This is a genomic window from Methylobacterium sp. NMS14P (assembly GCF_028583545.1).
GTDB lineage: Bacteria > Pseudomonadota > Alphaproteobacteria > Rhizobiales > Beijerinckiaceae > Methylobacterium.
Genome location: NZ_CP087106.1, coordinates 4,102,147 through 4,128,231 on the forward strand (window position 1 = coordinate 4,102,147; position 26,085 = coordinate 4,128,231).

19 protein-coding genes are annotated in these 26,085 nt (G+C 71.5%); 11 read left to right on the forward strand and 8 right to left on the reverse strand.

The features are described from left to right. Positions 1 to 123: 123 nt before the first annotated feature. Together LOK46_RS19450 and LOK46_RS19455 are read right to left on the reverse strand one after the other, a co-directional pair. Entirely contained in the window at positions 124 to 1,065 is a 942-nt protein-coding gene (locus tag LOK46_RS19450; protein ID WP_273559897.1) for a D-2-hydroxyacid dehydrogenase, read from the reverse strand. A gap of 103 nt (positions 1,066 to 1,168) precedes the next feature. Next, on the reverse strand, positions 1,169 to 2,377 hold the full coding sequence (locus LOK46_RS19455) for an aminotransferase class V-fold PLP-dependent enzyme (protein WP_273559899.1): 1,209 nt from the start codon (positions 2,375 to 2,377) through the stop codon (positions 1,169 to 1,171). Between the two features lie 538 nt (positions 2,378 to 2,915). Here LOK46_RS19455 and LOK46_RS19460 point away from each other — a divergent pair. Genes LOK46_RS19460 through LOK46_RS19470 form a run of 3 tightly spaced genes read left to right on the forward strand, consistent with a single transcriptional unit; the run spans position 2,916 to position 5,468 of the window. Continuing rightward, positions 2,916 to 3,713 carry a UDP-2,3-diacylglucosamine diphosphatase gene (locus LOK46_RS19460; protein WP_441011440.1) on the forward strand — a complete coding sequence of 266 codons (798 nt, stop codon included), beginning with the start codon at positions 2,916 to 2,918 and terminating at the stop codon, positions 3,711 to 3,713. Between the two features lie 10 nt (positions 3,714 to 3,723). Further along, positions 3,724 to 4,767, forward strand: a complete 1,044-nt coding sequence (locus tag LOK46_RS19465) for a glycosyltransferase family 4 protein (RefSeq protein WP_273559903.1) — start codon at positions 3,724 to 3,726, stop codon at positions 4,765 to 4,767. Positions 4,768 to 4,805: 38 nt separating this feature from the next. Then, positions 4,806 to 5,468: a ribonuclease HII gene (locus LOK46_RS19470; protein ID WP_273559905.1), complete on the forward strand. Its 663-nt coding sequence runs from the start codon at positions 4,806 to 4,808 to the stop codon at positions 5,466 to 5,468. A 15-nt stretch (positions 5,469 to 5,483) separates the two neighbouring features. On the opposite strand, the gene LOK46_RS19475 is transcribed toward LOK46_RS19470, so the two are convergent. Together LOK46_RS19475 and LOK46_RS19480 are read right to left on the reverse strand one after the other, a co-directional pair. Next, positions 5,484 to 7,586, reverse strand: coding sequence for a methyl-accepting chemotaxis protein (locus LOK46_RS19475; RefSeq protein WP_273559907.1), 2,103 nt, complete (start codon positions 7,584 to 7,586; stop codon positions 5,484 to 5,486). An 831-nt stretch (positions 7,587 to 8,417) separates the two neighbouring features. After that, the gene (locus LOK46_RS19480) at positions 8,418 to 9,533 is read right to left on the reverse strand and encodes a PA0069 family radical SAM protein (RefSeq protein ID WP_273559909.1); all 1,116 of its coding nucleotides are present in this window, start codon (positions 9,531 to 9,533) and stop codon (positions 8,418 to 8,420) included. Positions 9,534 to 9,691: 158 nt separating this feature from the next. Here LOK46_RS19480 and LOK46_RS19485 point away from each other — a divergent pair, with 158 nt between their 5' ends. Further along, positions 9,692 to 10,222: a hypothetical protein gene (locus tag LOK46_RS19485; RefSeq protein WP_273559911.1), complete on the forward strand. Its 531-nt coding sequence runs from the start codon at positions 9,692 to 9,694 to the stop codon at positions 10,220 to 10,222. A 134-nt stretch (positions 10,223 to 10,356) separates the two neighbouring features. Next, positions 10,357 to 11,805: an amino acid permease gene (locus tag LOK46_RS19490; protein ID WP_273559913.1), complete on the forward strand. Its 1,449-nt coding sequence runs from the start codon at positions 10,357 to 10,359 to the stop codon at positions 11,803 to 11,805. A 9-nt stretch (positions 11,806 to 11,814) separates the two neighbouring features. Here the strand turns inward: LOK46_RS19490 and moaB are convergent, their stop codons facing one another. Beyond that, the gene (gene moaB, locus LOK46_RS19495) at positions 11,815 to 12,372 is read right to left on the reverse strand and encodes a molybdenum cofactor biosynthesis protein B (protein WP_273559915.1); all 558 of its coding nucleotides are present in this window, start codon (positions 12,370 to 12,372) and stop codon (positions 11,815 to 11,817) included. A 142-nt stretch (positions 12,373 to 12,514) separates the two neighbouring features. On the opposite strand from moaB, the gene maiA reads away from it, so the two are divergent. The 4 genes from maiA to LOK46_RS19515 all read left to right on the forward strand — a co-directional run bounded on the left by maiA (position 12,515) and on the right by LOK46_RS19515 (position 15,323). Then, entirely contained in the window at positions 12,515 to 13,162 is a 648-nt protein-coding gene (gene maiA / locus LOK46_RS19500) for a maleylacetoacetate isomerase (RefSeq protein WP_273559917.1), read from the forward strand. A 138-nt stretch (positions 13,163 to 13,300) separates the two neighbouring features. Next, positions 13,301 to 14,632, forward strand: a complete 1,332-nt coding sequence (locus tag LOK46_RS19505; RefSeq protein WP_273559919.1) for an NAD(P)/FAD-dependent oxidoreductase — start codon at positions 13,301 to 13,303, stop codon at positions 14,630 to 14,632. A 65-nt stretch (positions 14,633 to 14,697) separates the two neighbouring features. Next, the gene (locus LOK46_RS19510; RefSeq protein WP_273559921.1) at positions 14,698 to 15,009 is read left to right on the forward strand and encodes an EthD family reductase; all 312 of its coding nucleotides are present in this window, start codon (positions 14,698 to 14,700) and stop codon (positions 15,007 to 15,009) included. Further along, positions 15,006 to 15,323: a hypothetical protein gene (locus LOK46_RS19515; RefSeq protein WP_273559923.1), complete on the forward strand. Its 318-nt coding sequence runs from the start codon at positions 15,006 to 15,008 to the stop codon at positions 15,321 to 15,323. The genes LOK46_RS19510 and LOK46_RS19515 overlap by 4 nt, the downstream gene beginning before the upstream one ends. A 135-nt stretch (positions 15,324 to 15,458) precedes the next feature. Here the strand turns inward: LOK46_RS19515 and LOK46_RS19520 are convergent, their stop codons facing one another. The 3 genes from LOK46_RS19520 to LOK46_RS19530 all read right to left on the reverse strand — a co-directional run bounded on the left by LOK46_RS19520 (position 15,459) and on the right by LOK46_RS19530 (position 21,243). Beyond that, positions 15,459 to 18,794: an ATP-binding protein gene (locus LOK46_RS19520; RefSeq protein ID WP_273559925.1), complete on the reverse strand. Its 3,336-nt coding sequence runs from the start codon at positions 18,792 to 18,794 to the stop codon at positions 15,459 to 15,461. Between the two features lie 54 nt (positions 18,795 to 18,848). Beyond that, positions 18,849 to 20,123: an O-antigen ligase family protein gene (locus LOK46_RS19525; protein WP_273559927.1), complete on the reverse strand. Its 1,275-nt coding sequence runs from the start codon at positions 20,121 to 20,123 to the stop codon at positions 18,849 to 18,851. Positions 20,124 to 20,235: 112 nt separating this feature from the next. Next, complete coding sequence (locus LOK46_RS19530) at positions 20,236 to 21,243, reverse strand: CobW family GTP-binding protein (protein WP_273559929.1); 1,008 nt, start codon at positions 21,241 to 21,243, stop codon at positions 20,236 to 20,238. A 293-nt stretch (positions 21,244 to 21,536) separates the two neighbouring features. Here LOK46_RS19530 and LOK46_RS19535 point away from each other — a divergent pair, with 293 nt between their 5' ends. After that, the gene (locus LOK46_RS19535; protein WP_273559931.1) at positions 21,537 to 22,859 is read left to right on the forward strand and encodes an efflux RND transporter periplasmic adaptor subunit; all 1,323 of its coding nucleotides are present in this window, start codon (positions 21,537 to 21,539) and stop codon (positions 22,857 to 22,859) included. A 16-nt stretch (positions 22,860 to 22,875) separates the two neighbouring features. Continuing rightward, entirely contained in the window at positions 22,876 to 26,025 is a 3,150-nt protein-coding gene (locus LOK46_RS19540; protein ID WP_273559933.1) for an efflux RND transporter permease subunit, read from the forward strand. Positions 26,026 to 26,085: the final 60 nt, after the last annotated feature.

Sequence of the window (26,085 nt, forward strand, 5' to 3'; positions counted from 1 at the left end):
GGGGCGAGGCGCGGTTCCCCTCTCCCGTGCGGGCGAGGGACAGGGTGAGGGGCGTGCCTCACCCGGAGAGTTCTCCTCCCTCACCCCAACCCTCTCCCGACCGGGAGAGGGGGCCTGTCGCGCCTACTCGACCACGTTCTGCGGCTTGCCCGCCACGAAGGCCTCGACGTTGTCGACGAGCTGGTCGGCCAGGATCTGCATCGCCTCCTTGCTCGCCCAGGCGACGTGCGGCGTGACGATCAGGTTCGGCAGGTCGGCCTCGCACAGGATGTTGCCGTCCTTGGGCGGCTCCTGCGCCACCACGTCGAACCCGGCGCCCGCGATCGTGCCGTCCTTGAGCGCCTCGAGCAGCGCCGCCTCGTCCACGAGCCCGCCCCGGGCCGTGTTGATGAGGATGGCGCTCTTCTTCATCTTCTTGAGCTCGGCGGCGCCGATCATCCCCTTGGTGTCGGGGGTCAGCGGCACGTGCAGCGTGATCACGTCGGACTGCGCCAGGATCGTCTCGAAGTCGACCAGCCCGTCCTGCGGGAACACGTCGTAGGCGATGACCTTCATGCCGAGCGCCTCGGCGCGCTTGGCGATCGACTTGCCCAGCGCCCCGTAGCCGACGATGCCGAGCGTCGAGCCGGCGATGTCGTAGATCGGGTAGTCGAAGTAGCAGAACTGCTTGGACTTCGCCCAGTCGCCGCGCCGCACCGAGTTGGCGTAGGGCACGATCGCCCGGCGCAGGGCGAACATCAGCCCGACCACGTGCTCCGGCACGGTGTTGAACGCGTAGTTGCGGATGTTGACGACCGTGACCCCCTGGGCCTTGGCCTGGGCCTTGTCGACCACGTCGGTGCCGGTGGCGGCGACCGCGATCAGCTTCAGGTCGGGGAGCTGCTTCAGGGTCTCGGCCCGCATCGGGACCTTGTTGATCAGCGCGATCTCCGCGCCCTGGAGGCGGGAGACGATCTCTTCCGGCGTCCAGGTCGACTCGTGCTCGACGTATTCGTGCGGGAAGTTGAACGGTCGGACCCTGGCATCGAGGGATTCACGATCCAGGAACACGATCTTCTTGGTCATAGGACCCCTCTCGTACGACGGGCGGCTTCCTCGATAGTCTTGTTCTTACTTGCGCGTCGGGGCGGGCCCGGCAACCCGGTCCCGCCCCGATCGCGTGCGCCGATCACGCCTTATGCAGCGGATTCTCGCGCAGGTAGCTGGAGGCGGCGGCGACGCCCGAGCCCGGCGTGACCTTGATGCCGCAATCGATCATGGCCATCTCGGCGCCCGCGATGGCGCCCAGGAGCGACAGCTCGTTCAGGTCGCCCAGGTGACCGATGCGGAACACCTTGCCGGCGACTTTCGACAGGCCGGCCCCGAGCGAGAGGTTGTAGCGCTCGTAGGCGTGGGTGATCACCTTGGCGGCGTCGGCACCCTCCGGCACCACGATCGCCGTGACCGTGTCGGAGTTCCACTTCGGCTCCTTGGCGCAGGGCTTCAGGCCCCAGGCTGCCACGGCCTGGCGGGTCGCCTCGCCGAGCACGTGATGGCGGTGGTAGACGTTCTCCAGCCCCTCCTCCTTCACGATCGCCAGGGCCTCGCGCAGGCCGTAGAGCAGCGGCAGGACGGGCGTGTAGGGGAAGTAGCCGGTGGCGTTGGCGGCCAGCTGGTCCTTCCAGGCGAAGTAGGCGTGGCCGAGCCGGTCGTTGCGGCCGGTGCCGCCCTCGGCGATCTTGAGCGCCTTCGGGCTGATGCAGATCAGGCCGAGGCCGGCCGGCAGCATGAAGCCCTTCTGCGAGCCCGCGATGGCGCAGTCGACCTTCCACTCGTCCATGTAGAACGGCAGCGAGCCGATCGACGAGATGCCGTCCACGAACAGCAGCGCCGGGTGGCCGGCGGCGTCGATCGCCTTGCGCACCGCGCCGATGTCGCTGGTGACGCCCGTGGCGGTCTCGTTGTGGACGACCATCACGGCCTTGATGGCGTGATCCTTGTCGGCCCGCAGCGCCTCCTCGATCTTCTGCGGATCGGCGCCGGCGCCCCACTCCTCCTCCTGGACGATCACGTCGAGGCCGAGGCGCTGGGCCATGTCGACCCAGAGGTGGCTGAACTGGCCGTAGCGGGCGGTGAGCACCTTGTCGCCGCGGCAGAGGGTGTTGGACAGGGCCGATTCCCAGATGCCGGTGCCCGAGGACGGGAACAGGATGACCGTCCCGGCGGTCGAGCCGAACACCATCTTGGAGTCCTGCAGCAGCGGCTTCACCAGCTCGGGGAAGCTCGGCGAGCGGTGATCCTCCGACGGCACGTGCATGGCGCGCAGGACGCGCTCCGGGATGTTGGTGGGGCCCGGGATGAAGAGGTGGTTGCGACCGGGGCGCCGGGTTGCGGCCATGATGTTTCCTCCGAAAAGTCCATTGCGCGCGGGCGTGAACCCGCGCCGGGTTGTCCAAGCGTCGTCAGGGAGTCGGTCCGGCGTCGTCGAGAGCGGCTCGCGCCGCGCCCCCTCGAACGCCATCCTCTGCCGTGATCGGGGGGCCTCCGCGGAGCGGCAGGCGGCCTCACGCCGCTCGCGTCGCGGCGCGCCCCCGCGCGCCGGTCGCCTCCGAAATGCCGTCCCGTCCAACGGCCTCAGGGCCGTCCTCGCCGCCTTCCTGTCAAGGTCCGGCCGAACTCGCGCCGAGCCGCCGGTTCTTGGCATTATGAGGCGGTGGCGCTGGAAAGGAAAACCGGAAAAACTTCCGGAACTTGGCAAAAAAATTTTTTGTGCGACGCAACGAAGTCGAGCCGCGGTTGAGAGGCTTCGCGGCATTGCACACCGAAGTCTTCCCGCACGCTCCGGGACCCGCGTCATCAAACTGAGATGGGATCGCGCTCTGGATCCCGGCACCGTACAGCCGCCGGGAGAGGGTGCCGTGGCCGAGGTTGAGGAGATGCCGGTCCGAGTGCGGACGCTGTTCCTGTCCGACCTGCATCTCGGCACGCGCGGCTGCCAGGCCGGCCTGCTGCTGTCGTTCCTGAAGGACTACGACGCCGACACGATCTACCTCGTCGGCGACATCGTGGACGGCTGGCAGCTGCGCTCGGGCTGGTACTGGCCGCAGGAGCACAACGACGTCGTGCAGAAGCTCCTGCGCAAGGTCCGCAAGGGCGCGCGGATCGTCTACCTGCCCGGCAACCACGACGAGTTCCTGCGCGACTACGTGGGCACGAGCTTCGGCGGCATCGAGCTGGCCGAGACCGCGATCCACGAGGCGGCCGACGGCAAGCGCTACCTCGTCATCCACGGCGACCAGTTCGACATGGTCGTGCGCCACTCGCCGTGGCTCGCCCATCTGGGCGACGGCGCCTACACGCTGGCCCTCTCCCTCAACACGCTGATCAACAAGGTGCGGCGCCGCCTTGGCCTGTCCTACTGGTCGCTCTCCGCCTGGGCGAAGCTGCGCGTCAAGAACGCCGTGAGCTTCATCGGCCGCTTCGAGACGATCCTGGCCGAGGAGGCCCGCCGCCAGGGCGCCGACGGGGTGATCTGCGGCCACATCCACCACGCGGCGGACCGGCCGATCGGCGACCTGCGCTACCTCAACACCGGCGACTGGGTGGAATCCTGCACCGGGCTCGTGGAGCACTACGACGGTCGCATCGAGGTGCTGCACTACCCGAGCCTCCTGCGGGCGCAGGCGGCCGAGGTCGCGCCGCAGCCCCTGCCGGGCCGGCGCGCGGTGGCGTGAGGGCGGCGCCGTGAAGCTCCTGATCGCCAGCGACGCGTGGCACCCCCAGGTGAACGGCGTCGTGCGCTCCCTCGAGCAGATGGTCCGGCGCGCGCCGGAGCACGGCTTCGCCACGACCCTGCTCACCGTGGCGGATTTCCGCTCGCTGCCGCTGCCGGGCTACCCCGAGATCCGCCTCGCCTATGCCGGGCGCGAGCGGGTGGCGGCGCGCTGGCGGGCCGAGCGGCCGAGCCACGTGCACATCGCCACGGAAGGGCCGGTGGGCCTCGCGGCGCGGCGGCACTGCCTCGCCCACGGCCTGCCCTTCACGACGAGCTACCACACGCGCTTCCCGGAATACCTCGCCGCCCGCGCCCCGGTGCCGGAGGCGTGGTCCTACGCGTACCTGCGCCGGTTCCACGGCGCCGCCCGGGGCACGATGGTCAGCACCGCCTCGCTCCAGGGCGAGCTCGCGGCGCGGGGCTTCGGCCGGCTGATGCGCTGGACCCGGGGCGTGGACACGGAGCGGTTCCGGCCGGCCGAGGCCGGGACGCCCGTCCCGGCGGAGCTCGCCGGCCTGCCGGGGCCGCTGTTCCTCTACGTCGGGCGGCTGGCGGTGGAGAAGAACGTCGCGGCCTTCCTGAGCCTCGACCTGCCCGGCACGAAGGTGGTGGTCGGCGACGGGCCGGACCGCGCGCGGCTGCAGGCACTGGCGCCGGAGGCCCGCTTCCTCGGCACCCGCACCGGCGCGGACCTCTCGGCCGTCTACGCCGCCTGCGACGTCTTCGTCTTCCCGAGCCTCACCGACACGTTCGGCATCGTGCTCCTGGAGGCCCTGGCCAGCGGCCTCCCGGTGGCGGCCTTCCCGGTGCCGGGCCCCAACGACGTCGTCGGCACGCGGGTCGGGGTGCTCGACCCGGACCTGCGGGGCGCCGCGCTGGCGGCGCTGCGCCTGTCGCGCGCCGAGTGCCGGGCCGAGGCGCTGCGCTGCGGCTGGGACGTGAGCGCCCGGCAGTTCTTCGGCAACATCGTCGAGGCGCATGGCGGCACCCGGACCACCCGGGACGCCGCCTGACGCGTGACGGCGTCCGCGCGGGATGGCAGGACGGCGCGATGCCGCCCGCCAGATCGACCACCGAGCCGTCCGCCGGACCGGCCGCCTCCGCCAGAACCCGGGCCCTGTCCGCCCGGCCGTTCGATCCCGCCCGGGCCGCCGCGTATCCGGCGGCGATCGGCTGCGACGAGGTCGGGCGCGGCGCCCTCTGCGGACCGGTGGTGGCGGCGGCGGTCTGGTTCGATCCGACGGCGATCCCGGCCGACCTGCTCGCCGCCCTCGACGACAGCAAGCGCGTCCCCGAGCCCGCGCGGGAACGGCTGGCGCCGCTGATCCGCGCCCACGCGCGGGTCGCGGTGGCGGCGGGGTCGCGCGCCCTGATCGACCGGATCAACATCCGCGGCGCCACCCTCGACGCCATGGCGCGGGCGGTGGCGCGGCTCGGCCTCGTCGCGCCGGTGCTGGTCGATGGGCGGGACGCCCTGCCGGGCCTGCCCGGCCGCGCCGTCGTCGGGGGCGACCACTTGGTGCCGCAGATCGCCGCCGCCTCGATCGTCGCCAAGGTGCTCCGCGACCAGCTGATGCGGCGCCTCGCCCAGCGCCATCCCGGCTACGGCTGGGAGCGCAACGTCGGCTACGGGACGGCCGTCCACCGCGCCGGCCTGACGCGGCTCGGGCGCAGCCCGCATCACCGGCTCAGCTTCACCCGCGGCTTCGACTGAGCCGGGCAAGACGGGTCACGCGGCCCGGACGCCCGCGAGGAAGCGCTGAACCTCCGCGGCGAGGTCCTCCGCTTGACGCGTGAGCGCGGTGGCGGCGGTGAGCACGTGGTCGGCCGCGCGCCCGGTCTGGTCGGCCGCCCGCGCCACGCCGGCGATGTTGCCGGTCACCTCCTGCGTGCCGGCATTGGCCTGGGCGACGTTGCGGACGATCTTCTGGGTGGCCGCCCCCTGCTGCTCCACCGCGGCCGCGATGGCGGCCGCCACGGTGTCGATCTCACCGATCCGGCCGGTGATCGTGCCGATCGCCCGCACCGCCTGACCGGTCACGGCCCGGATCTCGCCGATCTGCCGGCCGATCTCGTCGGTGGCGCGGCCGGTCTGGGTGGCCAGTTCCTTGACCTCCGTGGCGACCACCGCGAAGCCGCGTCCGGCCTCGCCGGCCCGCGCCGCCTCGATCGTGGCGTTGAGGGCCAGCAGGTTCGTCTGCGCGGCGATGCTGGCGATCATCTCGACGACGGCGTCGACCCGGGCGACAGACGCGTTGAGCGCCGCCACCAGGGCGGCGGTCTGGTCGGCCTCGCCGACCGCGATCCGGGCCAGTTCGGACGAGCTCCGGACCTGCCGGCCGATCTCCTGGACGGAGGTACCGAGTTCCTCCACCGCGGCGGCGACGGTCCTGACGCCGGCGGAGGCCTCCTCGGCGGCCGCGGCCACGGTATCGGACCGGCCGGCGGTCTCCTGGGCGGTCGTGGTCATCTGCCAGGCCGTGGTCTGCAGTTCGGTCGCGGCGGCGGAGACCTGCCCGACGATGCCGGCCACCGCCGCCTCGAAGGTCTGCGCCAGCGTGTGCGTCATGGTCCGGCGCTGCGCCTCCGCGGCGCGCGCCGCCTCGGCCGCGTCCGCCTCCAGGGCGCTGGTGCGGATGAGGTTGTCCCGGAAGACCTGCACGGCCGCCGCCATCGCGCCGATCTCGTCCCGCCGCCCGCGGGCCGGGATCGCCACGGCGACGTCGCCGGAGGCGAGCGCCCGCATCGCCCGGATCATGGCCCGGAGCGGTCCGAGCACGCGACGGAAGACGAGGACGGCGCCGACACCGGCGAGGAGCACCGATGCGGCCAGGAACAGGCCGGTGTGGAGCAGCGTCGCCCGCGCCTCCGCGGCGAGCGCCTGCGCGCGCGCGACCATCGCGTCGAGGGCCGCGTCGGCGAGGTCGGCGATGGTGTTGACCTCCCGGGTGTTGCGGTCGCGCAAGTCCTGGAGCGCGACATTCGGCGGCGCGCCGCGGCTCAGGGCCGCCCGCAGGGCTTGCCGGCGCGCCGCGACCTCGCCCTCGAAGTTGCTGGCGCCGGCCCTCAGGAAGGCGTCCTGGATCGCCCGCGGCAGTGAATCGTCCATGTGGTCAACGAGGTTCGCCCAGTTCGCCGCGACGCGGCCGCGCTCCTCGGCCTCGGCGAGGCGCTCCTCCTCGGACCAGCCCGTCCCCCGCGTCACGGCCGTCTCGGCCCGCGCCACGTTGCCGCCGATCGCGACCCGCGTGATCCAGGCGGCGCGCTTGACGTCCAGGGCGCGGGCCAGCGCGGTGTCCCGGCGCGGGATCGCGGCGTCGACGGCCCCGCTGGTCGCCGTGAGCGCGTCGAGCAGATCCTGGAACGCCCTAGCGGCGGCCTCCGCGGTCGCGGCGGCGCGCTCCCCGATCGGGACCGAGAGGGTCGCGTCCGTCCGCGCGGACAGACCGGTGACGGCCTCGTGCGCGCGCCGGAGTGGATCGACCGTCCTCGTCACCGCGGCGGCGTCGATCGCGCGCACGAGGGCCAGGAGGGCGTCCAGTCGCTCGGTCCTGGTCGTGCGCTGTCGGGCGATCAGGTCCGCGTCGGCGGGCGGAATCCTGTCCGCGGCGATCAGCGCCTGCAGGGTCCGTCCCCGCTCGAGGCGCACGGCGAGCAGGACCTCGAGGAGGATCCGGCTGCCTTCCGTGAGCGCGACCACGCGGCGGCTCTCCCGCTCCTGCGCCCGGGCATCCAGCGCCGTCCGGGCGCCCGCGGCCAGCAGCATGGCGCTGAGTGAGAACAGGATCGCGCACAGGATCGTGCCGATCGACGGACGCGGAAGGCGCAGCATGAGCGTCGGGATCTCTCTTGGCGGTGCGGCGCGGGGCGAGGCCAACCGCCCGATCCCCAGGATCGAGCGGGGCGGCCGGTCGACCGCGGTCGACGGAGCCTCGGGGTGGCACGACAGGTCCGTGGCGGCCTCGACCGCGATCCGCCGTGCCGGCGCGCGGTCCGGGGTTGATCGGACGTCGCCGGGCGCCCCGGAGGGGCACCGGCCCGGTTCGAGCCGAGGGCACGGCGCGGCCGAGGGCTCACCGTCGATCCCGGCTCGATCATCGGACGGAAAGCCGGTCCCGGCGTCACCGGAGGTCGAACTCCGACGGTCCACGTCTCAACGAAGGCCGGTCGCGGCAAGCGGCGCCGTCGCGCGGCGACGCGGAGCAAGGCTCGCCCGCGATCCCTTCACGGCGCGCGGCCTCCGAAACGTCGTCCGATGTCGGTCGGGCGACCTCCCGGCGCAGGACGGCCGCCGGCGGTCGCTCGCCGATGATACAACAGATCGACAAAGATGATTGAGATGCATTATTTCAATCCTACACATTTATTCGACCGAAATATCTATTCGTGCTACAAATCTCAGAATAAATGCCCGCCAGCCCAAGCAAATTTCTGCCCGATGCATTTGAAACCTGAAAGATACGGATGTCAATCTTACGCTTCCAGGCCACGCGGCCGACGTGAACACATGCAAACGGACCGAAGCGTAGATGTTCGTCGCGAGAGACATGCCGAGTCTATTCGAGTGTCCTGGTACACTCGGGAATTCTGAGGTTTTCGAAGACAGCGACGGATCGCGCGGATCCGCCGGCTCACGGGTGGGCGGCACCCCGCGGGACGCGGGTCAGAACAGCGCCAGCTGTGCCCCCGGCTTGCGGAAGGCGTCGCGGTTCAGCGCGATCCGCCCGAAGGCGAAACCGAGCCGCGTGCCGGCGAGCCGGACCCGCTGGCCGATCATCGCCGCGTAGACCCCCTCCCCGCGGAAGCGGTGGCCGAAGCGCGGGTCGTTCTCGCGCCCGCCCCGGGCTTCCCGCAGGAGTGCGAAGGCCCGGGCCCTGCGCTCGGGATAGTGCTCGGCGAACCAGTCCGCCACGAGGTCGGCCACTTCGCCCGGGAGGCGCAGCAGCGCGTGGCCGATGCGGCTCGCCCCGTGCGCGCGCGCCTGAGCCAGGATCGACTCGATCTCGTGATCGGTCAGGCCGGGGATGATCGGCGAGACGTTGACCATGACGGGTACCCCCGCCGCGCTCAGCGCCCGCATCGCCGCGAGCCGCTTGCCCGGCCGCGGCGCCCGCGGGTCGAGGCGGCGGGAGAGGTCCGGATCCAGCGTCGGCAGCGAGATCGCCGCCAGCACGAGGTCGTCCGCCGCCATCTCGGCCAGGAGGTCGAGGTCGCGCAGCACGAGGTCCGACTTGGTGGTGATGCTGACGGGGTGGCGGGCCTCCCGCAGCACCTCCAGCACCGCGCGGGTGAGCCGGTGCTCCCGCTCGACCGGCTGATAGGGATCCGTGGCGGTGCCGAGGGCGATCGTCTCGGGCCGGTAGCCCGGCGCGGCGATCTCGCGGGCGAGGAGCCGCGCGGCGTCCGGCTTGGTGAAGATCCGCGACTCGAAGTCGAGCCCCGGGGACAGGCCGAGCCAGGCATGGGTGGGGCGCGCGTAGCAGTAGATGCAGCCGTGCTCGCAGCCCCGGTACGGATTGATCGACCGATCGAACGGGATGTCGGGCGAGCTGTTGCGGGCGATGATCCGGGCGGACCGCTCCGGCGTGACCTGCGTGCGCAGGGGCGCCGGGGCGTCCGCGATCCAGGCCCCGTCGTGGAACGCCTCGCGCCGGGCGCACTCGTACCGGCCCGTCGGGTTGGCCGTGGCGCCGCGCCCGCGCCGGGCGGCCGGGTCCGCGGCGCTCGGGCCGAGTCGCGTCACGGCCCCGGACGCGGTCCCGTCGCGCGTGTCCACCATGGCCGCTCGTCTCCCTCTCGGATCCGGTAAAGAACATAGAGCGAACACGTCGCCAGCGAGCGCCTTTTTTTCAGGCAAATGCGGCCCTGCAGCCCGTCCGGGCGACGGTGCGTCCACGCGGATGCGGCGGGGCAGTTTACGGCGCCGCAGAATCGTCTATGCGCCCGCTCATGCTCTCCGCGGTGACCTATCTGGCCGACCCGGCCGATCCGGACGCGATCGATCGCCTGGCCGACACGCTCAGCGTGCTCGTCTCGGGCGTGGCCGGCGGTCTCGTCGGCGACGCGGTGATCGTCGCGGGCCGCGAGAGCGAGGCCGTGGCCGCCGTCGCCGAGGCCACGGGCGCGACCCTGGTGCTGCACCGGGGCGGCAATCCCTACGCGGTCGGCGCCGCCGCGGCCCGGCGGGACTGGATCCTGTGCCTGGAGGCCGGCGACGTCCCGGCCGAGGGCTGGATCCGCACCCTCGACCGCTTCGTCGGGACGGCGCGGCCGGAGACGGCGCTCGGCCGCCTGCACCGCCCGGCCGGGAGCTGGCTCGGCCGCCTCGTCAGGCGCGCGGAGACCGTCGCCGGCGCCCGGCAGGCCCGGGCCGGCGACGTCGTCCGGCGCGAGGCCCTGCGCGCCGAGGGCGCGTTCGCGGGTCGCCTCAAGGTCAGGCCGCTGATCGCGCGGATCGAGCGCGCCTGAGCGGAAGAATCTTGCGCCGGCTCACGTTGTTGTCGGTCGATTCGCCTCTACAATTCTGGAAGCGCGGCAGAAACGTCGCCGCCTCCGGCCGTGTTGACCCGCGCTGAACCACCCCGACCTAGAAGGATGGTGCCATGGATTCGTCGGGCCTGATGGGGCGCAAGTCGGTCGACGACATCGTCGAGAGCGGAGAGGGCGAGCAGCAGCTCTCGAAATCGCTCGGCGCCCTCTCGATCACCGCGATGGGCATCGGGGCGATCATCGGCGCCGGCATCTTCGTCCTCACCGGCACCGCCGCGGCCCAGTATGCCGGGCCGGGGATCATGCTGTCCTTCGTGCTCGGCGGCATCGCCTGCGCCTTCGTCGGCCTCTGCTACTCCGAGATGGCCGCGCTGATCCCGGTCGCCGGCTCGAGCTACACCTACACGTACGCGACGCTCGGCGAGTTCTTCGCGTGGCTGATCGGCTGGGACCTGATCCTCGAATACGCCATGGGCGCCGCGACCGTGGCGGTCGGCTGGTCGGGCTACGTGACCAGCATCCTGAAGAACGTCGGGATCGTGATCCCGGCGCAGTTCGCCAACGCGCCGGGCACGCCGATCGACGGCGGCGGGACCGCGCTGTTCAACCTGCCGGCCGTGCTGATCGTGGCGCTGATCACGATCCTGCTGATGCGGGGCACGAAGGAATCGGCGCGCTTCAACAACATCATGGTCGCGGTGAAGCTCACCGTCGTGGTCGCCTTCATCGTTCTGGGCTGGGGCCATGTCGACGCCGCGAACTGGAGCCCGCTGATCCCGGACAACGACGGGACCTTCGGACATTACGGCTACAGCGGCGTCCTGCGCGGCGCGGGCGTGGTGTTCTTCGCGTTCATCGGCTTCGACGCGGTCTCGACCGCCGCCCAGGAGGCGCGCAAACCCCAGAAGGACATGCCCATCGGCATCCTGGGCTCGCTGGCGGTCTGCACGATCCTGTACGTGCTCGTCGCCGCCGTGCTGACCGGGCTCGTGCCCTACAAGGAGCTGAACGTCCCGGACCCGATCGCCAAGGGCGTCGACGTGATCGGCATCGGCTGGTTCAGCCTCCTGATCAAGCTCGGGGCGCTGACCGGGCTGACCACCGTGATCCTGGTCCTGCTCTACGGCCAGAGCCGGATCTTCTTCACCATGGCGCAGGACGGCCTGCTGCCGAAGATGTTCTCCCACGTCCACCCGACCTACCAGACGCCGTATCGCAGCCAGGCGCTCATCGGGGCCGCGGTCGCCTTGGTGGCGGCCCTGGTGCCGATCCACATCCTCGGCGAGATGGTCAGCATCGGCACGCTCGCCGCCTTCATCCTCGTCTGCGGCTCGGTGCTCTACCTGCGGCGGGCCGAGCGCCACATGGAGCGGCCGTTCCGGGCGCCCGCCGTGCCGGTCGTGCCGATCCTCGGCATCCTGTCCTGCCTGCTCCTGATGATCGGCCTGCCCCTCGACACGTGGCTGCGGCTGGTGATCTGGATGGCGATCGGCCTCGTCGTGTACTTCTTCTACGGCCGCAAGCACTCGGTCCTGCGCCGCAAGGAGGGGAATCTCGCGTAGCGCGCGGCGTCACACCGTGAGGCTCGCGCCGCGCCGCAGGTGCTCGTCGAGGCGCGGCATGATCTCCACGAAGTTGCAGGGCCGGTGCCGGTAGTCGAGCTGCTGGGCGAGGATCCCGTCCCAGGCGTCGCGGCAGGCGCCGGGCGAGCCCGGCAGCACGAACACGTAGGTGGCCTGCGCGACCCCCGCGGTGGCGCGGGACTGCAGGGTCGAGGTGCCGATCTTGTCGTACGAGATCCGGTGGAACACGGCCGAGAAGCCGTCCATGCGCTTCTCGAACAGCGGCTCCAGCGCCTCGGGCGTCACGTCGCGGCCGGTGAAGCCGGTCCCGCCGGTGGTGATCACCACATCGACCCCGGGGTCGCGCAGCCACGCCTCCACCCGCGCGCGGATCGCCCGGACCTCGTCCGGGACGATCGACCGGGCCGCCAGAATGTGCCCCGCCTCGGTGAGGCGCTGGGCCAGGGTGTCGCCCGAGCGGTCGTCCTCCGGGCGGCGCGTGTCGGAGACGGTCAGGACCGCGATGTTCAGGGGGATGAAGCGGCGGGCGTCGGTCTGATCGGCCATCGTGCGGGCTCTCCGGGGCGGGAGACCGATATGGGCCCGGCGGGACCGCTTGTCGCCCCCGGGGCCGCCGCGCCCGCGCGCCTCTTGCGGCCCGCCGCGAACTCGGCTGTGCTCGCTCGACCCCATCGGAGATCGCTCACCCATGCACATGTACGGCAACTGGCGTTCGGCCGCGGCCTTCCGGGTGCGGATCGCCCTGAAGCTGAAGGGCATCGCGTACGAGGAGACCTTCATCGACCTCGACGCGGGCGACCAGCACAGGCCGGAATTCCGCACGATCAACCCGCAGGGCGCGGTGCCGGCGCTGTTCGACGGCGACGGGCCGCCGCTCACCCAGTCGCTGGCGATCCTCGACTACCTGGAGGAGACGCGCGGCGGCGTGCGCCTCCTGCCCGAGGAGCCCCGGGCGCGGGCCCGGGCCCGCTCGCTGGCGCAGGTGGTCGCGTGCGACACCCACCCGCTCTACGTGCCCCGGGTGCGCACCTTCCTGATGGAGCATTACGGCCTGCCCCGGGAGCGGATGCTGGACTTCCTGCGCAACGCCTTCGAGACCGGCCTCAGGACCCTGGAGGCGCGCCTCTCGACCGAGCCGGGGACGGGCCGGTTCTGCCAGGGCGACTCGGTGAGCCACGCCGACCTCTGCCTCGTGAGCCTCTGGGTCGGGACGGGCATCTTCGGCATCGACACGGCGGCCTACCCGACGGTCGCGCGAATCGCCGAGGCCTGCCTCGCCCTGCCGGCGGTCGCGGAGGCACATCCGCTGCGTCAGCCGGGCGCCCCGCCGGCGTGACCGGGCCGCGCGCGTCCCGCCACGCGCGCGCCGTCGCACTCGTGACCCGGGGTCGCGGACAGCGAAGTGGAATTCGGCAACGCAGGCCGTGTAAGGAGGCCGGCGATTGATCCCGGTCCGGGGGAAGAAAGAGTGTCGATGGCATCCGTCGAGAACGAGTCCGGTCTTCATCGTGTCGTGGTGGTCGGCGGCGGCGCCGCCGGACTGCAGCTGGTCACGAAGCTCGGCGACAAGCTCGGGCGCGGCAAGCGCGCGCACATCACCCTCGTGGACCGCGCCCGGACGCACATCTGGAAGCCGCTGCTCCACGAGGTGGCGGCCGGCAGCCTCGACGTCGGCCACCACGCGGTGGACTACCTGCACCACGCCCACATGCACGGCTTCCGCTACCGGATCGGGCGGATGACCGGGCTCGACCGGGAGGCGCGCACGATCCAGCTGGCCGCGAGCTACGACGCGGAAGGGCGCGAGGTCACGCCCGAGCGCGCCGTCCCCTACGACACGCTGGTGATGGCGGTGGGCTCGACCACCAACGATTTCGGCACGCCCGGCGTCGCCGAGCACGCCATCGCCCTCGACACTCAGGACCAGGCGGTGCGCTTCCACCAGCGCCTCGTGAACGCCTCGCTGCGGGCGCACACGCAGGTCGGCCCCGTCCGGCCCGGCCAGCTCCACGTCACGGTGATCGGCGCGGGCGCGACCGGGACGGAACTCGCGGCCGAGCTGCACCGGACCCTGCGCCACGTCGTCTCCACCGGGCTCGACAAGATCGATCCGGGCAAGGACATCCGCATCACCCTGGTCGAGGCCGCCGACCGGATCCTGCCGGCGGTGCCGCAGCGCCTCTCGGCGGAGGTGATGCAGCTCCTCAACAAGATCGGCGTCGACGTGCGCGTGAAGGCGCGGGTCACCGAGGTCCGCGCGGACGGCGTGCAGCTCGCGGACGGCACCTTCATCCCGTCCGAGCTGGTCGTCTGGGCGGCGGGCGTGAAGGCGCCGCCCTTCCTGCAGGGCATCGGCGGGCTGGAGACGACGCGGACCAACCAGCTGGTGGTGACGCCGACGCTGCAGACCACCCGCGATCCCGACATCTTCGCCCTCGGCGACTGCGCCTACCTGGTGGAGGCCGGCTCCGACACGCCGGTGCCGCCGCGCGCGCAGGCGGCCCACCAGCAGGCGAGCCACCTGATTAGCCAGATCCCGGCCAAGATCGACGGCAAGCCGCTGAAGCCGTTCCGGTACAAGGATTTCGGCTCGCTGGTCTCGCTCGGCGAGTACTCGACCGTGGGCAGCCTGATGGGCTTCGTCCGCGGCAAGAACATGCTCATCGCCGGTCTGTTCGCCCGGATGATGTACCGCTCGCTCTACAAGATGCACGAGCGGGCGCTGCACGGCACGGCCAAGACCGCCCTCGACACCCTGGCCCGCGCGCTCACCCGGCGCACCGAGCCGCGGGTGAAGCTGCACTGACCGTCGCCGTACGAACCGAGGACGGGCGCCCGGATCGACCGGGCGCGACACAGGAAGGAAACGCCATGATCCTGGTAAGCGTGATGTACCCGGCCGGCCCGAGCTTCGACATGGGCTACTATCTCGGACACCACATGCCGCTGGTGCGCGAGCGCTGGTCGTCCCTCGGCCTCCACGACGCGAAGGTCGTCAAGGGCGCCGGCACGCCGGACGGCGGCGCCGCCCCGTTCCAGGTGATGGCCCTGCTGACCTTCGAGTCGGTCGACGCCTTCAAGAAGGCCGTGGCCGCCCACGGCGAGGAGATCTTCGCCGACATCCCGAACTTCACCCCGGCGCAGGCCCAGGTGCAGCTCAACGACTTCGCGGAAAACCCGTGATCGACATCGTCAAGGCGGTGCAGGAGGCCGACCCGAGCCTCGGCAGCTACGTGGTCGTGCTGCGCACCGACGCCCGGGCCCTCGACGGCCCGGAGCGCTTCACGCCGGAGGCGCAGGCCTGGATCGCCGAGAAGGCACCCGGCGGCCGCCTCGCCCGGGTGCGCGTCCTGCTCGCGCCCTATCCGGGGGCGGAGCCGGCCGCGCGCGAGGTCACTGTGGCGGCCTTCGCCGACGCGCGGGAGCTCGCCGCCTTCGCGACGACCTGGACCGGCGACCCGCTGCCGGAGGAGCCAGGGGAATCTGTTCCCGACTGATGGCCTCGGGGCCGCCGTCTTCGCGAGCGCGGCGAAGCAATCCGGGGCCGCGCCGCGATCGCGGACGTCGCGCTGCCCCGGGTCACTTCGCTCCGCTCGTGATGACGGAAAGCGGCCGCAAGACCGCGCGCAGGCTCAGGCCGCGCGCAGCTGCCGGATGGCGCGGAGCGCGGTCGCCCGCTGGATCTCCAGGCGCCGGATCAGCGGCATCAGGTCGGCGCCCGCGTGGGCGGCGGCCTCGACCTCGCGGCACAGGCTCGACAGGCCGACGAAGCCCAGAAGCCCGGCCGCCGCCACCAGGGCGTGGGCGTCGTGGGCGATCTGCAGGCGGTCGGTCTCGCTCGGCCGGAACCGCTCGGACAGCTCGTTCGCCAGGAGATCGAGCAGCGCCCCGACGCGATCGGCGCCGAAGCTCGCCTCCATCTCGGTCAGCACCGCCGCGTCGAGCACGGCCGAGTCCACCTGCGGCAGGCGGCGCGGCTCCTCGGCCCGAGCCGGCCGCCGCGCGCCCGGTGCCGTCCAGCGGCTGATCGTGGCGAAGAGGTCGGCCCGCCGGAACGGCTTGCCGACGTAATCGTCCATCCCGGCCTCGCGCAGCTCCTCGATCTGCGACGGCAGGACGTTGGCGGTCATGGCGACGATCGGGATGTCGCAGGCGGGCGGCGCGAGGGCGCGGATGCGGCGCGTGGCCGTGAGCCCGTCGACGCGGGGCATCTGGACGTCCATCAGCACGAGATCGTAGGCCCGGCCCGCCGCGACGGACGACCCGACCGCCGTGATCGCCTCGGCGCCGTCCCCGGCGACGTCCACCGCGTAGCCCTGGGATTCGAGCACCGCGCAGGCGAGTTCCTGGTTGAGCGGCACGTCCTCGACGAGGAGCAGCCGCAGCGGCGCGCCCCGGACATCCCCGGCCGCCGGAGCCGTGACCGGGGGCGGTTGCGGCGGCGTGCCCGCGTCGACCGCGGCGCCCGAGACCCCGGCGCCCTGCTCGCCGCGGGGCAGCACCAGCCGGAACCAGAAGGTCGAGCCCGCGCCCTCGCGGCTCTCGACCCCGATCTCGCCGCCCATCAGCGTCACGAGGTGCCGGGAGATCGCGAGACCGAGGCCGGTCCCACCGAAGCGGCGGCTGATCGAGCCGTCGACCTGGCTGAACCGCTTGAACAGCCGGTCCTGCTGCGCCGGGGCGATGCCGATGCCGGTATCGACCACGGAGAACCGGACCGTGTCGCCGGGGCGGCCGTCGGGGGCAACGCCGTCAGCCTCCCGCTCCACGGTCACCGTGACCGAGCCCTCGGGCGTGAATTTCACGGCGTTGTTCAGCAGGTTGAGCAGCACCTGACGCAGGCGTCCAGCGTCGCCGACCACGAAGGCCGGCAGGGCCGGGTCGATCCGGGCCTCGATGGCGAGGCCGCTGCGGAGCGCGCTGCCCCGCACGATCGAGACCGTGCCGTCGACGATCGAGACCAGCGGGAAGGTGACCGGATCGAGGGTCAGCTCGCCCGCCTCGATCTTCGAGAAGTCGAGGATGTCGTTGACGACCGTGAGCAGCGCCGCGCCGGAGCTCTGGATCAGCTCCAGGCGGCGCCGGTCCTCGTTCTGGATCGCGTCGCCGTCGAGGAGCAGCTCGGCGTAGCCCAGGATGCCGTTCAGCGGGGTGCGGATCTCGTGGCTCATGGCGGCGAGGAACTCGCTCTTGGCCGCGCTCGCCCGCTCCGCCTCGGTGCGGGCCGCCTCGGCGTCCCGCGTGGCGGTGCGCAGGGCCGCCTCGACCGCCTTGCGCTCGGTGATGTCGAGATGGAGGCCGACCATGCGCTGCGGCTGCCCGTCGGCGCCGCTGAGCGTCCGGCCCCGCGCGTAGAGCCAGCGCGCCCCGACCCGGAACTCGGCCGCGTAGGGGGTGCCGGACTCGACCGCCCGCCGGATCTCGTTCCAGACATCGGCCACGTCGTCGGGATCGATCAGCGCCGTCCACGCGGAGGCCGAGATCGTGTGGGCGGCGCCGGTCTCCGGCAGGCCGTGCATCCGCGCGCTCTCCGGGCTGAGGACGGCGAGCCCGGTGCGCATGTCCCAGTCCCAGGTGCCGGCCTCCGCGGCGTCGAGGGCGATGTCCAGCAGGCCGCTCGCCTCCTCGACGGCGAGCCGCGCCGTGACGATGTCGTCGACGTCGAGGGCGGTCCCGAGCCACTCCGCCACCGCGCCGTCCGCCGGGTCGAGGCGGATCGGGATCAGCGAGAGCTTGTGCCACCGGTAGACGCCGTCGTGGCGCCGGATCCGCCACTGGCCGCTGTAGCCCGTTCCGGTCTCGACCGCCCGGGCCCAGGCCGCGTCCATGGCGGCGGCATCCTCCGGGTGGTTCCGGACGAGGCGCTCCGCGCGCTCGGGCCCGATCGGCCCGTAATAGGACTGGAACTGCGCGTTGATATAGGTCGCCTGGCCGTCCCCGACCCGCATGGTCCAGACCAGGAGCGGCAGCGCCTCGGCGAGGCCCCGGTAGCGCAGCTCGCTGCGGCGAACCTCGTCCTCGGCGCGCCGGCGCTCGGTCACGTCGATCAGCACGCCGAACAGGCCGGCGCCCGCGCCCTCCCCCCGGGCCATGCCGCGCACGACGACGTCGCGGAGCTCGCCGTCCGGCCGCAGCAGCCGGGCCTCGAAATCGAACCGGACCCTGCGGGCGATCGCGTCCGCGACGATCGCCTCGAGCCGGGCGCGGTCGGCGGGATGGTAGATCTGCGAGAAGGCGTCGAGGTGCGGCGGCGGGGTCGCGGGGTCGCGGCCCGCGATGGCGTACAGGCTGGCCGACCAGATCGGCTGCCCCTCGGCGAGCTCCACGCGCCAGTTCCCGACGCTGGCGAGCTGCTCGGCCATGGTGAGCTGGTGGTTCGCCGCCTCCTGGGCGCGGGCCCGGGCGTTGATCTCCCGGTGCTGCTCGCGGATCAGCGCCTCGCGGATCGCCGCCTGCGCGATCTCCCGGTCGCGCCGCGCGTTGGCCTCCGTGAGGCGCAGATGCGCCACGACGACCTCGGCGAGGTCGCGGAAGGCGGCCGCGTCCTCGGGCGAGAAGTCGGAGCGGGGCTCGGGATCGGCGAGGCAGAGGGTTCCGACCCGCAGCCCCGGCTGGAGGCTGAGGGCGATGCCCACGTAGAACCGGATCCCGTCCGGTGCGCCGGTGACGGGCAGGTCGCGGAAGCGCGGGTCGCGCCGCGCGTCGGGGACCACCACGAGGGCGTCGCTGCGGATCGTGTGCTGGCAGAAGCTCTCCTCCCGCCGCATCGTGGTCGGCACCCCGGCGCAGGGCGTCTTCAGCCACTGATGTGTCTCGCCGAGGAAGGCCACGAACGCGCTGCGCACGCCGAACAGGCGCCGGGCCGTCCGGCAGACGGCCTCGAAATGCGGCTCGGACGGGGTCCCGAGGATCGCGAGGGCCTCGAGGGCCTCGAGCCGGTCGCGCTCGTTGTCCGGCTGTGTGTTCAAATACCGTCTCCGGGTGCCGATCGGCAGCTCGGCCGCGGCCGAGCGATGCCGCGCCTAGCGCCGCGTTTCAAGCGCGCCCGCCTGCGGCGGCGTGCCCGCGCGCAACCGCGCGGCCTCCAGCGCCCAGACCATGCCCAGCATCATGTAGACGTGGCGCCACTTCTCGATGTCGATCTGGACGGCCTGCAGGAAGAACATCAGCAGCGCCGGCCAGACGATCTGGGCGTGCGCCCGGACCGGCGACGGCCGCGCCAGGAGCCGGAACCCGACGAGGCCGGTCGCCGCCACGAGGCCGATGAACACGGCCCCGCCGAGCCAGCCGCCGTTGGCGAAGGAGCCGATGTATGAATTGTGCGGTTCGAGCCCGAAGGTCAGCCGCCAGTGCATCGGCCCCATCCCGAACGGCCGCTCCAGCAGCATGGCGAAGCCCCGGATCTGGTTGCCGAAGCGCCCGGTCTCGCCCTGGTCGTAGTCCTGGGTCAGGGCCGCCCGGGTCTCGAACATCTTGTGCACGTGGTCGACCGAGAGCAGCCCGATCACCGCGACGGTGCCGAGGACGATCGTCGCGAGCGTCAGGAGCACGATGCGGCGGCGCAGGCGCGGGGCGGCGCTGCCGGCGTAGACCGATCCCACCATCAGGAGCACCGCGACGACGCTCCCGCCCCAGGACCCGCGCGAGAACGACAGGAAGATGCCGGCCACGATGATCAGCAGGCCGGCGAGGGACACGAGCGGCCGGCGGGTGGAGCCGGTGAGCAGGCCGTGCATCAGGTAGAGGGCGCCGAGCGTCAGGAACGAGCCGAAGACGTTCGGGTCCTGGAACGTGCCCGAGGCCCGGTCGTACTTGTAGAACAGGTCCTCGATCCCGAGCCATTGCAGGTAGCCGACGATGCCCAAAGCCGCCGAGAACACGCAGCTCGCCGTGTAGGCCTTGAGCGCCAGCTCCATCCGGGCGTGCGTGTCGTCCGCGAAGAACATGGCGAAGAAGATGCAGGTGATCGAGAGGTAGATCAGCTGCACGGTCCAGGTGACCGGGAACTCCTCGTTCAGGTACGGCAGCAGCGCGGTGACGATGGCCGCGAGGTAGAGCAGGAGGAGCGCCACCAGGGGCACCGCCCCGCGGTGCAGCCGCACGCCGAGGCAGAGCCAGAGCAGGATCGTGGGGATCGCGACCGCGTCGTAGGGCGACGTCTCCGAGAAGGCGAAGCAGGCGAAGAAGATGAACGCCGCGAACAGCGCCTTGGCCAGCCCCTCGACGGCCACGATGAGCGGGACTCCGCCCGCCGACCCGGACGGGACCGGGCCTGCGGGCGCTGCGGTGTGGGCCATGGATACGCGGGCTCCGCGGGCCGGTTACGCTGGCCCGCGCCGTCCGTGATGCCATCGAAACGTTGAGAATCGCCTTCCCGGCGCGCGGCGCCCCGGACGGCGATCCGCGGGTTCAGGCGCGGCAGGCCTCGAAGCCCTCCGTGATCGCCGCCGGATCGAGGTTGCGGCCGATGAACACCACCCGCGAGACCCGCTCCTCGTCCTGGCCCCAGTCGCCCTGCACGTCGCCGTCGAGGATCATGTGCACGCCCTGGAAGACGAAGCGCTTCGGCTCGTCCGGGAAGGCCACGATCCCCTTGCACCGCAGGATGTCCGGCCCCTGCGACTGGGTCAGGTTCGAGATCCACGGCATGAACTTGTCCGGATCGACCGCGCCGTCGATCTTCGCCGAGATCGAGCGGATGTCGGAATCGTGATGGTGGTGGTGCCCCGCCTCGAGGAAGTCGGGCTCGACGTCGAGGATGCGGTCGAGGTCGAAGGCGTTGCGCTCGAGGACCGCGTCGAGGGGCACGGCGCAGTTCTGCGTCCGGTGGAGCTTGGCCAGCGGGTTGATCGTGCGGATCTCGGCCTCGACGCGGTCGAGGTCGGCCGGGGAGACGAGGTCGCTCTTGTTGAGCAGGATCACGTCCGCGAAGGCGATCTGGTTCTTGGCCTCGGGCGCGTCCTTCAGGCGGTCGGACAGCCACTTGGCGTCGGCCACCGTCACCACGGCGTCGAGGCGGGCGGCCTCGCCGACATCCTGGTCGACGAAGAAGGTCTGCGCCACGGGGGCCGGGTCGGCGAGCCCGGTCGTCTCGACGATGATCGCGTCGAACTTGCCCCGGCGCTTGACCAGCCCGTCCATGATCCGGATCAGGTCGCCGCGCACCGTGCAGCAGACGCAGCCGTTGTTCATCTCGAACACCTCCTCGTCCGCGCCGACGACGAGGTCGTTGTCGATGCCGATCTCGCCGAACTCGTTGACGATCACGGCGTAGCGCTTGCCGTGGTTCTCGGTGAGGATCCGGTTGAGGAGCGTGGTCTTGCCCGCGCCGAGATAGCCGGTGAGCACGGTGACCGGGATCTTGCCGGCGGCTGAACCGGGAGCGGCCGGGGCGGAAGCGTTGCTCGAATCGGACATGTCGGGTTCTTCGGTGGCAGATGCGGGATCGGGCGGGCCTGCGCCCGCGAGCGTTGTCATATTGTAACAAATCCCGTCAAAGGAAGACGGGGCCACACGGTTTCGCGACCGGGGCGCCGGATCGATTGCCTGTCTGACAAGCTTTGCTCTAGGCAAGCGGTACCGCCGGAATCTTCCCGCGGCGCGCCATAGAAAAGCACCAGCGATCGCATTGATGTAGGCGTCGTCCGGGCACGTATCGTACTCTTGTCACGCAGCCCGGGCTCTCGGTCCGGCCCTAGAAGATCATCCGCATGGACGCCCGAAATCCGCTGGACCAGGACGAGGCCGTCACCGTGCCCGCGCGCGGGCGCCGGTGGCCCGGCCTGCTGGTCGCCGTCGTCCTGCTCGCGGCCGGCCTCGGCGCCGCCGTCGCGTTTCCCGACCGGACCCGCGAGACCGCCGCGCACCTCGTCGCGGCCGTGACCGGGCTGTTCGCCTCGGGCAACCCCGACCCGGGCATCGACGTGGAGAGGGCCGGTCCGGTGGAGCGGGTGTTCCGGCCCTCCAAGGAGCAGCGCGCCGCCTTCGAGATCCTGCCGGTCGCCAACCTCGTGTTCCGGCCCGAGGGCTCGGCCGAGGGACGGATCGCCCTCAACGACGACGACAACGTCCCGGTGGTCTCGCCCTATGCCGGCCGGGTGACGAAGGTCCTGGTCCGGGCCGGCGACGACGTGAAGGCCGGCGACGTGCTGCTGACGCTCGAGGCCACCGACATGGTCCAGGCGCAGAACGACTATCAGGCCGCCGTGAACAACCTCCAGAAGCAGCAGGCGCTCCTGAAGCTCGACCAGACCATCGCGCAGCGCCAGCAGGAGCTGTTCCAGGCCCACGCGACGGCGCTGAAGGACTACCAGTCGGCCCAGAACGACGTCATCGCCGCCCAGAGCGACCTGAAGACCGCCGAGGGCGCCCTCGACGCGGTGAAGAGCCGCCTGCGCCTGCTGGGCAAGACCGACGCCGAGATCGCCGCCTTCGAGAAGAAGGGCACGATGAGCGCCGAGACGCAGATCCGGGCGCCGATCGCCGGCACGATCGTCCAGCGCAAGGTCGGCATCGGACAGTACCTCTCCGCCTCCAGCGACCCGGTCTTCGTGATCGGCGACCTGTCGACGGTCTGGCTCGTGGCCAACGTTCGCGAGAGCGAGATCCCGCGGATCCGCATCGGCCAGGAGGTCGAGGCGAAGGTGGCGGGCTTCGGCGCCCGGGTGTTCAAGGCCCGGGTGAACTACATGGCTTCCAGCCTCGACCCGGCGACGCGGCGGCTCGCGGTGCGCAGCGAGGTCGACAACCCGGACCGGGTGCTGCGCCCGGAGATGTTCGCCACCTACACGATCATCACCGGCAAGGGCGAGCCGAGCCCGAGCGTGCCGGTGGCCGCCATCGTCTACGAGGGCGACCGCACCCACGTCTGGGTGGCCCGGCCGGACGGCGCCGTGGAGGCGCGCGACATCAAGCTCGGCCTGATCAACGGCGACAACGCGCAGGTCGTCCAGGGCCTGCGCGCGGGCGAGCAGGTCGTCACCCGGGGAGCCCTGTTCATCGACCGGGCGGCCACCGGCGACAAGGCGTCCTGAGCGGGGATCCGGTCCGATGAACGCCCTGATCGCCTTCTCGCTGCGCCAGCGCGTGCTGGTGGTGCTGCTGTTCGTCGTGATGCTCGGCGTCGGCTACGGCGCCTACACGCAGCTCAACATCGAGGCCTACCCGGATCCGGTCCCGCCGCTCGTCGACGTGATCACCCAGAACCCGGGCCAGTCGGCCGACGAGATCGAGCGCTACATCACCATCCCGCTGGAGGTGGCGCTCGCCGGCATCCCGAACGCCCAGGTGGTCCGGACGATCTCGCTGTTCGGCCTCTCGGACGTGAAGGTCCAGTTCAACTACGAGTACACGTACGAGCAGGCGCTGCAGCGGGTCCTCAACCGCCTGTCGCAGGCCCCGACGCTGCCCAACGGCGCCACGCCGCAGATCTCGCCGACAAGCCCGGTGGGCGAGATCATGCGCTACAAGCTCGTCGGCCCGGCGGGCTACTCGCCGATGGACATGAAGACCCTGCAGGACTGGGTGCTGCAGCGCCGGTTCAAGGCGATCCCCGGCGTCGTCGACGTGACGGCCTTCGGCGGCAAGGCCAAGGAGTACGAGGTCGCGGTCGACCTGAACCGCCTCCAGGCCCAGGGCCTGACCCTGGTGCAGTTGACCAACGCGCTGAACAACGCCTCGATCAACGTCGGCGGCCAGACGCTGAACGTCGGGCAGCAATCGGCGGTGGTGCGCGGCATCGGCCTGATCCGCGACATGGACGACATCCGCGACACGATGATCAGCCTCGTCAACGGCACCCCGGTGCTGGTGCGGGACGTGGCGGAGGTGCGCGTGTCGAACGCCCCGCGCCTCGGCATCGTCGGCCACGACAACCAGCCCGACATCGTCGAGGGCATCGTGCTCATGACCCGCGGCGGCAAGAGCCTGCCGACGCTTGAGCGGGTCGAGGCCGAGATCGACAAGATCAACAGCTCCACGATCCTGCCGCCCGACGTGAAGATCGAGCGGATCTACGACCGCTCGGGCCTGATCCACACCACCACCCACACGGTGATGCACAACCTCGTCTTCGGCGTGGTGCTGGTCTTCGTGGTGCAGTGGCTGTTCCTCGGCTCGCTCACCAGCGCGATCATCGTGGCGGCCACGATCCCGTTCGCGCTCGGCTTCGCGATCCTGATCCTGGTGGTGCGCGGCGACTCGGCCAACCTCCTGTCGCTCGGCGCGATCGATTTCGGCCTGATCGTCGACGCGACCGTGATCATGGTGGAGAACGTCTTCCGCCACATCGCCGAGCCCGATCACGTCAAGGGCGAGGCCCCGCCCGACGGCCTGACGGGCCGGCTCGGCACCATCGCGATCGCCGGCCGCGAGGTGAACCGGGCGATCTTCTTCTCAGCGACCATCATCATCGTCGGCTTCCTGCCGCTGTTCACGATGACCGGCGTCGAGGGCCACATCTTCGGCCCGATGGCCAAGACCTACGCGTACGCGCTGCTCGGCGGCCTGCTCGCGACCTTCACGGTCTCGCCCGCGCTCTCGGCCCTGATGCTGCCGAAGAAGCTCGAGGAGCGCGACACCCTGATCGTGCGGGTGCTGCGCGTCGGCCACGAGGCGGCTCTGCGCTTCGGCCTGCGCAACCGCGTCCTGGCGATCGCCGTGATGCTGGCGGTGCTGCTGGTCTCCGGCCTCACGGCCCGCAATCTCGGCCTGGAATTCCTGCCGCGGCTCGAGGAGGGCAACCTCTACGTGCGCGGGACGATGCCGTCCTCGATCTCGCTGGAGGCCGGCAACGCCTACGTCCAGCGCATGCGCAAGATCTTCCAGGAGGTCCCGGAGGTCACCACGGTCCTGTCGCACCAGGGCCGCCCGAACGACGGCACCGACGCCACGGGCTTCTTCAACGTCGAGATCCTGGCGCCGCTCAAGCCCATCGACCAGTGGCGCAAGGGCCTCGACAAGGAGACGCTGATCCAGGACCTCAGCAAGAAGCTGGAGGCCGAATTCCCCGGCATCGAATTCAACTTCTCGCAGTATATCGAGGACAACGTCCAGGAAGCGGCCTCGGGCGTGAAGGGCGAGAACTCGGTCAAGATCTACGGCAACGACCTCGCGCAGCTCACCAAGACCGCCAACGCCGTCAAGGCCGCGCTCGCCACCGTCCAGGGCGTCACCGACCTGTCGGTGTTCGAATCCCTCGGCCAGCCGACGGTGCGGATCGACGTCGACCGCCACAAGGCCGCGCGCTACGGCCTGTCGATCGGCGACGTGAACACCACGATCCAGGCGGCGATCGGCGGCCAGACCGCGGGCGACCTCTACGAGTACGGCTCCGACCGCCACTTCCCGATGCGGGTGCGGCTCGCCAAGGAGTACCGCTCCTCGCTCGCGGGCATCCGCAACATCGCGGTCGGCGCCCAGAACCCCAACGGCGGCGTGATCCAGGTGCCGCTCTCCGAGATCGCCGACGTCGACCTCGTCTCCGGCGCCTCGTTCATCTACCGCGAGGACCAGCAGCGCTACATCCCGGTGAAGTTCTCGGTGCGCGGCCGCGACCTCGGCAGCGCCGTGCTCGAGGCCCAGCGCAAGGTCGCCGACGCGGTCGACCTGCCGCCGGGCTACCGGCTGGAATGGGTCGGGCAGTTCACCAACCTGAAGGAGGCGGCCGCCCGGCTCAGCCTCGTGGTGCCGATCACGCTGCTGCTGATCGCGCTGCTCCTCTACATCAACTTCTCGTCGGTGGCCGACATGCTGCTGACCCTGTCGGTCATCCCGATGGCGATGATCGGCGGCATCTTCGCGCTGGCGCTGACCGGCACGCCGTTCTCGATCTCGGCGGCGATCGGCTTCATCGCGCTGTTCGGGATCTCGACCATGGAGGGCGTGATCCTGCTCGCCTACTACAACCAGCTGCTCGACGAGGGCTGGAGGCGGCAGGAGGCGGTCTGGCACGCCGCCGTGGTGCGCATGCGCCCGGTGATGATGACCTGCGTGGCGGCCTGCGTCGGCCTGCTGCCGGCCGCCGTCTCCACCGGCATCGGCTCGCAGGTGCAGAAGCCGCTGGCGCTCGTGGTGGTGGGCGGCATCATCCTGGCGCCGAACCTGATCCTCGTGATCGTCCCGGTCCTGATCTCGCTGTTCTCCCGGCGCCGCCCGAACCCGGACGCCCAGGCGCGGCCCGCGCACCGGGCCGCCGCGTGAGCCGGCTCAGGAGCGCGCGGGCCGCGCCGCCGCCCGTTGCAGGGGCGCCACAACGGCCCA

What these genes read in the sequence shown, in the direction of transcription:
- LOK46_RS19450 (WP_273559897.1), bottom strand. Translation starts at nt 1,065, where the DNA reads ATGACCAAGAAGATCGTGTTCCTGGATCGTGAATCCCTCGATGCCAGG.
- LOK46_RS19455 (WP_273559899.1), bottom strand. Translation starts at nt 2,377, where the DNA reads ATGGCCGCAACCCGGCGCCCCGGTCGCAACCACCTCTTCATCCCGGGC.
- LOK46_RS19460 (WP_441011440.1), top strand. Translation starts at nt 2,916, where the DNA reads ATGCCGGTCCGAGTGCGGACGCTGTTCCTGTCCGACCTGCATCTCGGC.
- LOK46_RS19470 (WP_273559905.1), top strand. Translation starts at nt 4,806, where the DNA reads ATGCCGCCCGCCAGATCGACCACCGAGCCGTCCGCCGGACCGGCCGCC.
- LOK46_RS19475 (WP_273559907.1), bottom strand. Translation starts at nt 7,586, where the DNA reads ATGCTGCGCCTTCCGCGTCCGTCGATCGGCACGATCCTGTGCGCGATC.
- LOK46_RS19480 (WP_273559909.1), bottom strand. Translation starts at nt 9,533, where the DNA reads ATGGTGGACACGCGCGACGGGACCGCGTCCGGGGCCGTGACGCGACTC.
- LOK46_RS19485 (WP_273559911.1), top strand. Translation starts at nt 9,692, where the DNA reads ATGCGCCCGCTCATGCTCTCCGCGGTGACCTATCTGGCCGACCCGGCC.
- LOK46_RS19490 (WP_273559913.1), top strand. Translation starts at nt 10,357, where the DNA reads ATGGATTCGTCGGGCCTGATGGGGCGCAAGTCGGTCGACGACATCGTC.
- moaB (WP_273559915.1), bottom strand. Translation starts at nt 12,372, where the DNA reads ATGGCCGATCAGACCGACGCCCGCCGCTTCATCCCCCTGAACATCGCG.
- maiA (WP_273559917.1), top strand. Translation starts at nt 12,515, where the DNA reads ATGCACATGTACGGCAACTGGCGTTCGGCCGCGGCCTTCCGGGTGCGG.
- LOK46_RS19505 (WP_273559919.1), top strand. Translation starts at nt 13,301, where the DNA reads ATGGCATCCGTCGAGAACGAGTCCGGTCTTCATCGTGTCGTGGTGGTC.
- LOK46_RS19510 (WP_273559921.1), top strand. Translation starts at nt 14,698, where the DNA reads ATGATCCTGGTAAGCGTGATGTACCCGGCCGGCCCGAGCTTCGACATG.
- LOK46_RS19525 (WP_273559927.1), bottom strand. Translation starts at nt 20,123, where the DNA reads ATGGCCCACACCGCAGCGCCCGCAGGCCCGGTCCCGTCCGGGTCGGCG.
- LOK46_RS19530 (WP_273559929.1), bottom strand. Translation starts at nt 21,243, where the DNA reads ATGTCCGATTCGAGCAACGCTTCCGCCCCGGCCGCTCCCGGTTCAGCC.
- LOK46_RS19535 (WP_273559931.1), top strand. Translation starts at nt 21,537, where the DNA reads ATGGACGCCCGAAATCCGCTGGACCAGGACGAGGCCGTCACCGTGCCC.
- LOK46_RS19540 (WP_273559933.1), top strand. Translation starts at nt 22,876, where the DNA reads ATGAACGCCCTGATCGCCTTCTCGCTGCGCCAGCGCGTGCTGGTGGTG.